Origin of the sequence: Rhodococcus sp. PAE-6 (assembly GCF_025290685.1) — a bacterium.
Lineage (GTDB): Bacteria > Actinomycetota > Actinomycetes > Mycobacteriales > Mycobacteriaceae > Rhodococcus > Rhodococcus pyridinivorans.
The window spans coordinates 205,281-218,075 of the sequence record NZ_JAOCLZ010000002.1 but is presented as its reverse complement, the minus strand read 5'-3'; the positions used below and the strand labels follow the sequence as shown (position 1 = coordinate 218,075).

Sequence of the window (12,795 nt, the reverse complement as noted above, 5' to 3'; positions counted from 1 at the left end):
ACAGTTGGTACTGAACCTGTCTACACGTATCACCGGCTGTAGGTACCGCTCACACGCACGGAGGTCGAGCACCCGGGATGGACGAATTGTTCTCCGTCTCCCGTCCGCGACGCGAGATCGCGCCGGGCGCCGTGCATGTGCCCGACTGGCTCGACCCGGGCGAACAGCGCGAGCTCGTCGAGCTGTGTCGTGATTGGGCGCGCCCGCCGGCGCCGATGCGGCACACCCTGCTTCCGGGTGGCGGACGGATGTCGGTGAGCACGGTGTGCCTCGGATGGCACTGGTCGCCGTACCGCTACACCCGCACCGCGGTCGATGTCGACGACGCTCCCGTTCCGCCGCTTCCCGACCGGCTCGTCGAACTCGGGCGGCGTGCCGTCGCCGATGCCTACGACGATCCGGCGGCCGGGGGCGGGTACGAGCCCGATACCGCTCTGATCAATTTCTACGACCGCGACGCGCGGATGGGGATGCATCAGGACAAGGACGAGCGGGTGAGCGCGCCGATCGTGTCGCTCAGTCTCGGGGATGCCTGCTTGTTCCGGTTCGGCAACACCGAGTCGCGCGGCCGGCCGTACACCGACGTGCGTCTCGAGTCCGGCGATCTGTTCGTCTTCGGCGGTCCGTCGCGGTTCGCCTATCACGGGGTGCCGGTCGTGTATCCGGACACCGGCAGTTCCCGCTGCGGACTCACCGCGGGGCGGCTCAACATCACCCTGCGGAGTACCGGACTTGCTTGATCGAACCGCTCGAAAATTCCGAACGTTCGGTCTGTGACTTTGTAACCAACTACACTCGGAGTAGCGTTTCGCCGACGAGAAATACGTCAAATCGGACGATATTCTCGTGCGGTAGTCATCGGTGTCGGGGTCGATCACAGGAGACTGCCATGCCCGACTTCGCTTGTCGTCGTGTCCTGGCGATCATCGCAGGACTCGCCCTCGGCCTGACCGGACCCGTCGTCGCCGCCGCCACTGACGGCACCGCGTCCACCGCCGGCGCAGAGACCTTCCGTCCGTGCCCGGAGCGGTTCGTCATCGCGGTCGACGGAACCCGCAACATCGACACCCCGGATTCGATCGATCCCGATTCACCCCTCGCGAAGATCTCGGCGCGGTACGCGGCACCCGGCACGGTGGTCGAGCACATCCGCTATCCCGCCGTCGTGGTTCCGGTGCCGGAGTCCGGGTCGAGCGAGGGATCGGGGCGACTCGCGTACGACGAGTCCAAGAGGATCGGGCATCAGCGCCTGCGCGAGACGATCACCGTCCGGCACGGTTCGTGCCCCGACAGCGAGCTCGTCGTCCTCGGTTACTCGCAGGGCGCGTCGATCGCCGGCGACGTCCTCGCCGAGATCGCGGCCGACGGTTCGGTGCCGCCGGAGCGGATCAGCGGTGTGCTGTACTCCGACCCGCGTGACACCCGGGGAGTCGAAACGCTGTTCCCGGGCGAGGTCGTCCCGGGCATCACGCTCGGTGGCGGTCGCGACGACTTCGGCACGATCGCCGTCGAACGGATCTGCATCGAGGGCGACGCGGTCTGCGACGGCGTGACACCGGAGGAGAGCGAAGGGTGGTTGGGAGAGAACGTCACCGGCTACCTGAGGCTGCACACGACCTATCCCGACTACGACCCGTGAGGATCGTCGCACCCGGGAGAACCCGGGCCGGGATATACCGGTTCGGTATCGTCGGTTCATGAGCGTCGAGTCCCCGGCCACCGGCCTTCCTGCTTCCGGTGATGATCCTCTCGCGCTGGAGCGGCAGGTGTGTTTCGCTCTCGCCGTGGCGAATCGCGCCGTGCTCGCGGTCTATCGACCGATCCTCGACAAGCTGGGACTGACCCACCCGCAGTACCTGGTGATGCTCGCCCTGTGGGAACGCTCGCCGCTGACGAGCAAGGAAGTGGGGCAGTTACTCCAGCTCGACTCCCCCACGCTGTCTCCCCTGCTCAAGCGACTCGAGGCGCTGGGCCTGATCACCCGCGCGCGCAGCGCGGCCGACGAACGGCAACTCGTCCTCGAGCTCACCGACGCCGGCCGGGCGCTGCGTGCCGAGGCCGAGTCGGTGCCGGGACAGGTCGTCGATGCCCTCGGTGTCGGGCTCGACGAACTCCAGGACCTGCACGCCGCGCTCGTGCGCGTCAACGCGGCGGCGTTGAAGGCCGGAGCACTCTGACAGCTCGGTAGCTGCCGCAACCCCGACGGCTCGCGGCAGCACTGTCCGACCGTCTTCTATCGATACGCATCGGCACGGTGCGAAATCGCGGTGACCTCGACCGTGCGGTTCGCATCATCGATCAGATACAGGACGCGATATTCACCTCGCCGGGCGCTGTACGCCGGCGCAAGAGGAGGATTCAACGGCTTCCCCACCCGCTTCGGATTCTCGAGAAGGGGTCCTGTGACGAACTCGTATACCGCAGTTGCTACCTTCTCCGGCAACGACCTCGCCATGGCGCGTGCAGCCGACCTCGCCATCACCAGCCGATACGGGTGGTCCGGAGTGCTCATTCCTCGGACGACCGAGCATCACGCATCAGCTGCGTCAATTCCTGTACATCGACGACGTCTCCCGACTCGACCTCCGTTCGGCCCTCGACGTGCGCCCGCAGCAGATCCGTATCCGACAACACCGCGATCGTCTCCTGCATCGCGTCGTAATCGTCGGCACCGAGAAGCACCGCGGCGCGGTGCCCGTTGCGGGTGATCTCGAATCGCTCGTGTGTGCGCTCGGCCTCATCGACCAGTCGTGACAATTGCGCCCGCGCGTCGGCAACAGGAAGAGTCGTCATGTACATAATTCTAGCGAATTACTATGAGAAGTCTCAGGTCATTCCGTTCGCGCCGGTTCCGACACCGGCTTTCGACGGGAGGCCACGAACGCCAGGACGAGGCCGAAGGCCGCCCAGCACAGCAGGACGATCGTGGGCGAACCCGCACCGGCGCCGTCGTGATCCGGCCGGACGGTCGGTGACCCGGGGCGCCGCACGCGCGGACGCCCCGGGACCGGCTCAGTGCGGGAGTTCGAGCGTCGTCGGCACCAGCGGAACCGAGGCCTCGCCGGTGTAGACGAGGAAGGTGAACGACTCCTGGAAGTACAGGTTCACCGTCTCTGCGTCGTGCGAGAGGTAGCCGATCGACAGATCCTGGCCGACCTGCAGGTCGTAGTCGCCGCCGCGCGTGGTCAGCACGAACGCGCCGTCGATCGCCGGGGCCCAGATGAGGTCGCCGTCGATGAGGCGGCGCAGTTGTTCGCGGATCGGGTAGCCGTGATCGGACGTCTCGCTGACCTTGGTGTACTCGTCGGCGCCGAGCAGGATCGAGTACGGGCCACCCACACCCGCCAGTCGCAGCTGCGACAGCGCCTGGCTGATGATCTCCGGGAAGTCGCGGGGATCCTCGGGCAGCTGCAGGGACGGGTTCGACGACGACGCCCGGATGCCCTCGATACCCGCGGCCGCGTAGCCTTCGAAGATCGCGCGGTCCTCGGCGAAGGCGATCTGGCGGGCCGCTTCCTTGACGGGGTCGAGGTCGATGTCGCGGGAACCGCGCTCGACGCTGTCGATCTCCTCGCGCGACAGCGTGAACGGCACCCGCAGTTCGACGACCGGCGCGACGCGGTGCTGACGCGCCCACACTCCGGCGGCCGGGGGTTCGATCTCGCGGGTGCGGCCGAGACCCACCGCCGCGAAGTCGGTACCGTGCGGTCCGGAGAAGTCGACGACGGTGCGCCCGGCGACGTGTCGCTTGAAGGTGCGTGCGGCCTCCTCCTCGATCTCGGTCCATGCTGCCTCGGAAATCGGGGCGAGGTCGCGATACAGATTGTTCACAGGGTCGAACTCCTTCGCAGAGCGCCAACTCCGAGTGATCCGTCGGCAGGCCGGCCGGCGGTCGAGGCACTCGGATCTTCGTGGGAGGGAATTTCCGCCGGTGAGGGCGGAAGATCTTCGAGGAACTCCAGCGAGGGGCAGAAGAACAGCGATCCCGTCACCGCGGTGGAGAAGTCCAGGATGCGGTCGGTGTTGCCGGGCGGGCTGCCCAGGAACATGTTGCGCAGCATCTGCTCGGTCACCTCCGGGGTGGCCGAGTAACCGATGAAGTAGGTGCCGAACTCGTCGGCGCCGAAGCTGCCGAACGGCATGTTCGCGCGCACGATCTGCTGCTCGACCCCGTTCTCGTCGACGATCACGTTCAGTGCGACATGCGAATTCGCGGGTTTGGTCTCGTCGTCGAGCTCGATGTCGTCGAGCTTGGTCCGGCCGATCGCCCGCTCCTGCTCCTCGACGGTCAACGAGTTCCACGACGCGAGGTCGTGCAGGTATTTCTGGACGACGACGTAGCTACCGCCGGCGAAGTCCGGATCCTCGTCGGAGACCAGGGCCGCCTCGACGGCCTCGTCGTCCTCGGGGTTCTCGGTTCCGTCGACGAAGCCGAGCAGGTCGCGGCGTTCGAAATAGCGGAAGCCGTGCGTCTCGTCGACGACCCGAGCCGCACCGCGCAGCCTATCGTTGATCTTCGCGGCGAGTTCGAAGCACAGGTCCATCGTCGACGCGCGGAGGTGGAACAACAGGTCGCCGGGGGTCGAGGGGGCCTGGTGCCGACCGCCGTCGAGCGGGACGAACGGATGCAGTCCGGCGGGCCGGGGGCCGTCGAACAGCCGGTCCCACATATCCGAGCCGATGCCGGTGACGACCGACAGGCCGCCCTCCGGGATGCGGAAACCGACCGAGCGGCGCAGGCCCGAGAGATCTTCGAGCAGATCCCGCACGGTGTCCTCTGCGCCCTCGTCGACGGTGACGACGAGGAAGATCGCCGCTTCGGTGAGCGGGGTCAGTATCGGTTGTGCACGAACCACTCCGACAACGCTAGTGCACCTCGCACGAAACAGGCGTTCGCGGCACGCCGACGTTCGTCACTGCACAACTGCAGCGTCAAGGCACCATCCAGCCCAGCACCGAGGTGGACTGCAGCCACACGAGGACGGCGAGCACCGCGAGACCGGCGATGCTCAGCGGCCAGATCCGGCGCATGAGCAGCCCGTCCTTGCCGGACAGTCCCTTCACCGACGACACCAGCGCGAGGTTCTGCAGTGCGATCGGGGTGCCGGTGGTGCCGCCGGCCATGTTCCCGGCGACCAGCACGGTCGGGTCGAGTCCCGACTGCTGGGCCGCGGCGACCTGCAGGCTGCCGAACATCGCGTTGGAGGCGGTGTTCGAGCCGGTGACCACGACGCCGAGCCAGCCGAGCACCGGCGACAACAGCGCGAACGCCACGCCCGCACCGGCGAGGAAACCGCCGATCGTGGCGGTCTGGCCGGACAGGTTCATCACGTACGCGAGGGCGAGGACCGCCGTCACCGTCGCGAACGACCACCGCAACTGCACGACCGCCGCGACGAAGCATCGCACCGCGTCGGCCACCGCGACCTTCAGCACCGGTATCGACAGCAGCGCGGCGACGAAGACGAGGCTGCCCGGGGCAGTGAGCAGATCGATGGTGAAGGTCTCCGCGGTGGGAACGTCCCCGTCGGCCGTAGTCACGTCCACACCCGGCCAGGGGAACGACAGGCTCGCGTTCGACAACAGCGACGCCACCGGACCGAACCGGCTGACGAGGAAGACGACCACGATCAGGGCGTAGGGGGCGAACGCCTCGACGACGCGTCGACGCGAGTCGTGGATCCGGTCGGATGCGGCCCGGCGGGCCTCCCGATGCATGGGGTGCACCTTCACCGCGACCAGCAGCACGAGCAGACCGGCCACGGCACCGGCGATGTTGCTCAGCCCCACGGTGAGATAGCTCGCGCACACGAACTGGGCGGCGCCGAAGGCAAGTCCGACGACGAGCGCGACCGGCCACGTCTCGCGAACTCCGCGCCATCCGCCGACCACCGCGACCAGCACGAGCGGGACGAACACCGCGAGCAGGCAGACCTGACGCGCGACGACCGGTCCGATCTCGTCGATCGGGATCTCCGAGACGCGCGACATCGTCAGGATCGGTGTGCCCATGACGCCGAGCGGGGTGACGACCGAGTTGGCGAGCAGCGACGCCGCGGCCGCACGCACCGGGGGCAGACCGGCACCGATGAGCACGACGGTCGCGACGACGATGGGGGTGCCGAAACCGGCGACCGCCTCGAGCAGCGCGCCGAACAGGAAGGCGATGACGATGGTGAGGATCCGCGGATCCGGGGATATTCGCCCGAAGGCGCGGGTGAGGACGTCGAAGTGCCCGGATTCGACGGTGAGCCGGTACACCCAGACGGCGTTGACCACCGTCCACATGATCGGGAAGAGACCGAAGACCGCACCTTCGACACCGGCACTGAGCGCGGACCCGACCGGCATGCCGTAGACGGCGGTGCCCACGATCAGGGCCACGACCACCGCGATTCCCGCGGCCGAATGCGACCGCAGTCGGAAGACGGCGAGCAGGACGAGCATGGTCAGCAGCGGGAGTACCGCCACCAGTGCCGACCACGCGAGCGACCCGCCGACCGGCGCGATCGGCTGAACGTATGCACCTGTCACTGCATCACGACCGGTGTGTCTGCACGGCGGTGCGGATGGTGGCGGCCGTGCCGTCGAGCACGGTCCGGTTCGGTGTCCGCCAATCGGCTCGGATCCCGAAGCCGTCCCCGGCGCTGCGCGGCACGAGGTGCAGGTGCACGTGGAAGACCTCCTGGCCGGCGGCGACGCCGTCGGCGAGGAACATGTTCACGCCCTCGATCGGGAGTCCGGACGCGCGCATCGCCGTGGCGATCCGTTGCCCGGCGGCGAACACCTTCGCTCCGTCGTCGGGATCGAGTTGTGCCAGTCCGGAGGCGTGCCGCTTCGGAATCACGAGCAGATGCCCGGGAGTGAACGGGCGGATGTCCATGAACGCGAGCACGTCGGGTTCGTCGAGCACGACGCTGGCCGGCGACTGCCCGGCCACGATGGCGCAGAAAATGCAGTCCGTCACTGTGGCGTGGACTCCTCCGCACGTGCGGGTCCGCGGGCGGTTTCGAGCAGGCGTAGCAGTTCGCCCTGCACCGTAGGACGGTCGCGCACCGGGTCGTCGCTGTGCGCGAGACACAGCATCGCTTCCTCGACGGCCGCGACGAGCAGGTGCGCGAGCACCGATGTCCGCGTGGGCGACGCCTCGTAGGTCTCGGGATCGAGGGTGACGAGCATGCGCTCGATGGCCTTCAGCGAGGAGTGCCGGTGGGTCTCGCGGACCTCGGCCCAGCCGAGGACCGCGGGGGCTTCGATGAGCAGCAGCCGGCGGGTCGCGGGGTCGTAGACCGCGTCGAGCGAGGCGAGCACGGCCTGGGTGAAGCCCCCCCAGGCGTCCTCGACCGGTTCGGCCGGGACCAGGGAGCTCTCCGCTTCCGACTGGAGTCGTTCGATGACACCGCGGAACAGATCCCGCTTGTCGGCGAAGTGGTGGTAGAGCGCACCGCGCGTCACCCCCGCCACCGAGACGATCTCCTCCGTGGCCGCCGCCGCGTATCCGTCGCGCAGGAACACCTCGCGCGCTGCATCGAGCAGCGCGGTGCGTGTTCGCGCTGCGTCACGCAACCGACCCGTATTTCCCGGTTTCACCGACACTTCGTTCTCTCCTGCTGATACCGCCACCCCCATCGGACACTCCCCCCGGCAGTCGGTTCCCGTGATTCCTGTCGAATCGGCTTCCTACAGAATCGGCGCCGGCGTGTACTTCGCTGCTTCCGGATACTGCGTTACGAGGTCCTGCACCGCCGCGACGACCGCTTCGACCTGCGCGACCGCAGCTCCTGCGAAGACCTCCCGGTCGGCCAGTGCCGCGTCGAGCGCGGCGCGGTCGAGCGGCAGCCGGTCGTCGGCGGCGAGACGGTCGAGCAGATCGGGTTCGCGACCCTCCTCGCGCATCGCGAGTGCGACGGAGACCGCATGCTCCTTGATGACCTCGTGTGCGGTCTCGCGACCCACCCCGGCCCGGACCGCGGCCATGAGGACCTTGGTCGTCGCGAGGAACGGCAGGTACCGCACGAGTTCCTTCTCGATCACCGCCGGGTAGGCACCGAACTCGGCGAGGACCGTCAGGAAGGTCTCCATCTGGCCGTCGATCGCGAAGAAGGCGTCGGGAAGGGCCACACGGCGGACGACGGAGCAGAAGACGTCGCCCTCGTTCCACTGCGCGCCGGCGAGCTCGGCGGCCATGGAGGCATAGCCGCGCAGGACGACCTGCAGGCCGTCGACGCGCTCGCACGAGCGGGTGTTCATCTTGTGCGGCATCGCGGACGACCCCACCTGGCCGGGCTGGAAGCCCTCGGTGACGAGTTCGTGGCCGGCCATGAGCCTGATGGTGTGGGCGAACGACGCGGGGCCGGCGCCGACCTGCACGAGCGCGGAGAGCACGTCGTGGTCGAGTGAACGCGGATAGACCTGGCCGACGCTCGTGAAGACGTTCGCGAAGCCGAGATGCTGCGCGACCTTCTGCTCGAGCTGCGCGAGCTTGGCGGAATCACCGCCGAGCAGGTCGAGCATGTCCTGTGCGGTGCCCATCGGGCCCTTGATCCCGCGCAGGGGGTAGCGGGCCATCAGTTCCCGGACGCGCTGCAGCGCGATGAGCAGTTCGTCGGCGGCCGACGCGAAACGCTTGCCGAGGGTGGTGGCCTGCGCCGCGACGTTGTGCGAGCGACCGGCCATGACGAGCGAGGCGTACTCGGTGGCGCGCTCGGCGAGGCGTGCGGCCACGGCGACACCGTGGGAGTGGACGTGCTCGAGCGACCGCAGGATCTGCAGTTGCTCGACGTTCTCGGTGAGGTCGCGGCTGGTCATGCCCTTGTGGACGTGCTCGTGACCGGCGAGGGCGTTGAACTCCTCGATGCGGGCCTTGACGTCGTGGCGGGTGACGCGCTCGCGCTGGGCGATGGACTCGAGGTCGACCTGCTCGATCACGCGTTCGTAGTCGGCGATCGCCTCGGCGGGAACGTCGATCCCGAGTTCGGCCTGCGCCCGCAGCACCGCGAGCCACAGCTGCCGCTCGAGCACGATCTTGTACTCGGGCGACCACAGGTCCCGGAGTTCGGGGCTGGCGTAGCGGGTGGCGAGGACGTTGGGGATGTGGCTCACACAAGTGAGTTTACGGTCCGGGTCTGCTCCCGTATTCCCCGACCTCAATCCTCGACCGGGGGCGCGACGGTCTCGACGACGTCGAGCAGGATGCCGCGCGCGAGCGAGCGCGGGTCGGGATCGAGCTCGCCCAGTCCGCCGAGGACCGCGCCGTCCACGACCGCCACGAGCCGACGCACCTCGCGGGGCCGCACCGATCGGCAGCAGCGTTCGAGCAGGTCGGTGAGCAGGTGGTCGATCTGCTCGCGCATGCGGACCTGCACGTCACGCAGTTCCGGATAGCGGGCTGTCGCGACGCACCGCTCGTACCGGGAGATCAGGCGTTCGCGGTCGATGCCGCCGTCGCAGTCCCGCGGTCCGATGAGCAGTTCGACGATGAGATCGGCCGTGCCCTCGAGACTGCGCGGGAGCGGCTCGATGTCGCGGACGCGCTCCCGCATCGCGTCGAGTTCCCGCTCGCTGTTGTAGTCGACCGCGCATGCGACGAGGTCGTCGAGCGATTCGAAGTAATAGGTGGTCGATGCGAGCGGCAGGCCCGCGCGGGTGGCGACGGCCCGGTGGCGGACGGCGTCGATCCCCCCTTCGAGGATGAGGTCGGCCGCTGCCTCGACCAGCGCCTGACGGCGCCGTTCGCCCTTCGGAGTCGCAGCAATCGACACCTTCTCATGGTGACAGTCCCGACCGTCTCACCAGGGGAAAACGGAAGTGGAGACCAACCGGTACCATTGCGCCCGCCCGCGCGTGTCGAGTCCTCGGCGAGCGCAGCCCCGCGAGTAGATCATCGAACGATCGGAGCCGTACCGGATGAGACGTCGACGCTTTCTGCAGGCATCGCTTCTCGGGGCCGCCCTGGCGGGTGCCGGCGCCGCGGCGCCGGGCATGTCCGGTATCGGCCTCCCGCGTGCGGACGCGCTGCCCGTCGGGGTCGACGAGTACCGCCGACTCGTGCCCGAACTGTTCGTTCCGCCGCCCGCCCCGCCGGAGCATTCCGAGGTCGTCGTGGTGGGCTCCGGTTTCGGTGCGAGCGTCGCCGCGCTGCGCCTGGCCGAGGCCGGGAACCGGGTCACGATGCTCGAGCGCGGCATGCGCTGGCCCCGCGACCCGCACCGCGAGATCTTCACGACCGACCTGCTCGCCGATGGTCGCGGCTACCACCACCGCACCCATTTCACCGGACCGACGGGCATCCCGGTGGTGTGCGACGACTTCGCCGGTGTCCTCGATGTGGTCGACTACCCGAACATGTCGGTGTGGCGCGGCGCGGCGGTGGGTGGCGGATCGATCGTGTTCACCGGAGTGATGATCGCTCCCGAACGGCACCTCTTCGAGCACGTCTTCGGCGGCCGTCTGTCCTACGACGAGATGACCTCCACCTGGTACCCGAAGGTGCGCTCGATGCTGCGCCTCGACCCGATGCCCGACGACATCTACAACGCCGCCGAGTTCACGCACTCGCGGCGATGGGACGACGACGCGCGCGCCGCCGGTTACAGCCCGCACCGCATCGACGGCATCTGGGATTGGGACGTCGTGCGCGCCGAACTCGCCGGCTCGGTCCGCCGATCGGCCGTCGCGGGCGAGAGCAATCTCGGCAACTCGAACGGCGCGAAGTTCGATCTCACGCAGAACTACATCCCGGCGGCAGAGGCGACCGGGCGCACCCTGGTGTGCCACGGTCACCGGGTGCTTGCGATCGGCCAGAACGGCGACGGCCGCTACCGGCTCGACGTGCAGGCCGTCGACCCGACGGGGGTGGTGCTGCGCACTACCACGATCACGTGCGACCGCCTCGTCCTCGGCGCCGGATCGATCGGCACGACCGAACTGCTCGTCAAGGCGCGGCACACCGGTTCGCTGCCGAACCTCGACGAGCGCGTGGGCCGGGGCTGGGGCACCAACGGCGACGCGGTGCTCGTCCGCTCGTTCGCGCTCACCGAGGGTTTCGGCGGCGACCAGGGCGCGCCGTCGGCGTCGCGGATCGTCGACGAGTCCGGTCTGCCGCTGAGCCTCGAGAATTGGTTCGTCGCGGGCACCGCGAAGGACGTCGGGATGCTCGCCTCCCTCGGCATGACCCTCGACCCCACCCGTGCCGACTTCGCGTACGACCCGGGTGCCGATCGGGCGGTTTTGAACTGGCCGACCGGTGGTGAACGCGAGAGCGTCGACGCCCTGCGGGCCGTGCACAACGCGATGGCGCAGGCCGGTGGCACGATCCCGGGCGCATCGCCGATGGCCGAGGACGTCAACGCGACCTTCACTGCGCATCCACTCGGTGGTGCGGTGCTCGGCGAGGCGACCGACGGTTACGGCCGCGTGCACGGCCATCCCGGTCTCTACGTCGTCGACGGCGCGCTGATCCCGGGCAGCACCGGCACCGCGAACCCGTCGCTGACCATCGCGGCGCTGGCCGAACGGAACATCGCGCGGATCATCGCCGACGGGCGGTGACCCGGCCGCGGCGGTCCGGCACGGCGATCAGGAGACGGGCAGCCAGGCCGCGAGCCGGTCGAGCGCCGCGGTGACGTCGGCAGTCGAACCCGCGAACGACAGCCGCACGGTCTCGCCGCCGCGCACGGTATCGAAGTCGACGCCCGGTGCGAGCGCGAGCCCGGTGTCGTGGAGCAGCCGCGCGCACCACGCCGTCGAGTTCTCGCCGTCGAGCAGATGGCCGATGTCGGCGTAGACGTAGAAGGCGCCGTCTGCCGGTGCGAGTTTCGTGATGCCGAGATCCGGAAGCCCTTCGAGCAGCAGTTCCCGGTTCACCGCGTAGCGGGAGACGTGCCCGTCGAGTTCGGTGCGGGCCTCCGTCCCGAACGCCTCGACCGCCGCGAACTGCGAGACCGACGGCGGGCACACCGTCATGTTCGACGCGAGTCGCTGCAGAGCCGGACGCATCGTCTCGGGCGCGAGCATCCAGCCGAGCCGCCAACCGGTCATCGAGAAGTACTTCGACACCGAGCCGATCACCACCGAGTCGCGCGAGGTCGCCCACGCCGTCGAGGTCGCCGGTGATCCGGTGCCCTCACCGGTCTCGGACCGGACGGTGCCGAACTCGATGCCGTGGTAGATCTCGTCGGAGATGAGCAGGCTGCCGTGCTCGTCGCACCAGCGCGCGAGCGCCGCGAGCTCGGACGGTTCGATCATCGTGCCGGTCGGGTTGGCGGGGCTGGCGACGACGATTCCCGCAGGCGGAGCGTCGAGTTCCTCGAGCATCGCGACGGTGGGCTGGTAGCGGGTCTGCGGACCGCAGTCGAGTTCGACGACACGACAACCGAGCGCGGCGAGGGTGTTGCGGTAGGCCGGGTAGCCGGGGCGGGCGACGACCACGGTGTCGCCGACGTCGAAGGCCGCGAGGAACACCAGGGTGAAGGCGCCGGACGAGCCGGTGGTGACGACGACGTCGTCCGCGTCGACGTCGATGCCGTACTTGTGGCGGTGGTACGCCGCGATCTCCTCGCGCAGCGGCAGGATGCCGAAGGTCTCCGTGTAACCCAGCAGTTCCGCATCGATCGCCAGGTTGGCGGCCCGGAGCACGGGAGCGGGTGCGGGGGTCGACGGTTGTCCGGCGGCGAGACTCAGGACGTCGCCGTGGCTGCGCTGCCGCTCGGCGGCCGCCTTCCACACATCCATGACATGGAACGTCTCGATACCGGAGCGTTGGGATTCGGGGCGCACGTCGACGACGGTAGTACG

At 68.8% G+C, this 12,795-nt stretch carries 14 protein-coding genes; 4 read left to right on the top strand and 10 right to left on the bottom strand.

Annotated elements, in window-relative coordinates; translation table 11 throughout:
• Window positions 1–77: 77 nt before the first annotated feature.
• The 3 genes from NVV99_RS05585 (at window position 78) to NVV99_RS05575 (ending at window position 2,177) form a co-directional block, all read left to right on the top strand.
• Window positions 78–740 carry an alpha-ketoglutarate-dependent dioxygenase AlkB gene (locus NVV99_RS05585; protein WP_024102984.1) on the top strand — a complete coding sequence of 221 codons (663 nt, stop codon included), beginning with the start codon at window positions 78–80 and terminating at the stop codon, window positions 738–740.
• Between the two features lie 149 nt (window positions 741–889).
• Window positions 890–1,639 carry a cutinase family protein gene (locus tag NVV99_RS05580; RefSeq protein ID WP_024102983.1) on the top strand — a complete coding sequence of 250 codons (750 nt, stop codon included), beginning with the start codon at window positions 890–892 and terminating at the stop codon, window positions 1,637–1,639.
• A gap of 58 nt (window positions 1,640–1,697) precedes the next feature.
• A complete protein-coding gene (locus NVV99_RS05575; RefSeq protein WP_024102982.1) occupies window positions 1,698–2,177 on the top strand; it encodes a MarR family winged helix-turn-helix transcriptional regulator in 480 nt (159 codons plus the stop codon).
• Window positions 2,178–2,233: 56 nt separating this feature from the next.
• Here NVV99_RS05575 and NVV99_RS05570 read toward each other — a convergent pair whose 3' ends face one another.
• The 9 genes from NVV99_RS05570 to NVV99_RS05530 all read right to left on the bottom strand — a co-directional run bounded on the left by NVV99_RS05570 (window position 2,234) and on the right by NVV99_RS05530 (window position 9,761).
• Window positions 2,234–2,479 (bottom strand): type II toxin-antitoxin system RelE/ParE family toxin, encoded by a 246-nt coding sequence (locus NVV99_RS05570; protein ID WP_080678595.1) that lies wholly within the window; start codon window positions 2,477–2,479, stop codon window positions 2,234–2,236.
• A 29-nt stretch (window positions 2,480–2,508) separates the two neighbouring features.
• Window positions 2,509–2,799 carry a type II toxin-antitoxin system Phd/YefM family antitoxin gene (locus NVV99_RS05565; protein ID WP_006551856.1) on the bottom strand — a complete coding sequence of 97 codons (291 nt, stop codon included), beginning with the start codon at window positions 2,797–2,799 and terminating at the stop codon, window positions 2,509–2,511.
• 213 nt (window positions 2,800–3,012) lie between these two features.
• Window positions 3,013–3,831: a family 1 encapsulin nanocompartment shell protein gene (locus NVV99_RS05560; protein ID WP_024102978.1), complete on the bottom strand. Its 819-nt coding sequence runs from the start codon at window positions 3,829–3,831 to the stop codon at window positions 3,013–3,015.
• Complete coding sequence (locus NVV99_RS05555) at window positions 3,828–4,856, bottom strand: Dyp-type peroxidase (protein WP_024102977.1); 1,029 nt, start codon at window positions 4,854–4,856, stop codon at window positions 3,828–3,830. Before NVV99_RS05555 ends, NVV99_RS05560 begins: the two co-directional genes overlap by 4 nt.
• A 76-nt stretch (window positions 4,857–4,932) precedes the next feature.
• On the bottom strand, window positions 4,933–6,534 hold the full coding sequence (locus NVV99_RS05550) for an L-lactate permease (protein ID WP_024102976.1): 1,602 nt from the start codon (window positions 6,532–6,534) through the stop codon (window positions 4,933–4,935).
• A gap of 4 nt (window positions 6,535–6,538) precedes the next feature.
• On the bottom strand, window positions 6,539–6,967 hold the full coding sequence (locus tag NVV99_RS05545) for an HIT family protein (RefSeq protein WP_024102975.1): 429 nt from the start codon (window positions 6,965–6,967) through the stop codon (window positions 6,539–6,541).
• Entirely contained in the window at window positions 6,964–7,590 is a 627-nt protein-coding gene (locus NVV99_RS05540) for a TetR/AcrR family transcriptional regulator (RefSeq protein WP_231911981.1), read from the bottom strand. The genes NVV99_RS05545 and NVV99_RS05540 overlap by 4 nt, the downstream gene beginning before the upstream one ends.
• A gap of 90 nt (window positions 7,591–7,680) precedes the next feature.
• A complete protein-coding gene (purB, locus tag NVV99_RS05535) occupies window positions 7,681–9,102 on the bottom strand; it encodes an adenylosuccinate lyase (protein ID WP_006551863.1) in 1,422 nt (473 codons plus the stop codon).
• A 44-nt stretch (window positions 9,103–9,146) separates the two neighbouring features.
• Complete coding sequence (locus tag NVV99_RS05530) at window positions 9,147–9,761, bottom strand: TetR/AcrR family transcriptional regulator (RefSeq protein ID WP_006551864.1); 615 nt, start codon at window positions 9,759–9,761, stop codon at window positions 9,147–9,149.
• Window positions 9,762–9,906: 145 nt separating this feature from the next.
• On the opposite strand from NVV99_RS05530, the gene NVV99_RS05525 reads away from it, so the two are divergent.
• Complete coding sequence (locus NVV99_RS05525) at window positions 9,907–11,550, top strand: GMC oxidoreductase (protein ID WP_006551865.1); 1,644 nt, start codon at window positions 9,907–9,909, stop codon at window positions 11,548–11,550.
• 27 nt (window positions 11,551–11,577) lie between these two features.
• On the opposite strand, the gene NVV99_RS05520 is transcribed toward NVV99_RS05525, so the two are convergent.
• Complete coding sequence (locus tag NVV99_RS05520) at window positions 11,578–12,777, bottom strand: pyridoxal phosphate-dependent aminotransferase (RefSeq protein WP_019290068.1); 1,200 nt, start codon at window positions 12,775–12,777, stop codon at window positions 11,578–11,580.
• Between the last annotated feature and the right edge of the window lie 18 nt (window positions 12,778–12,795).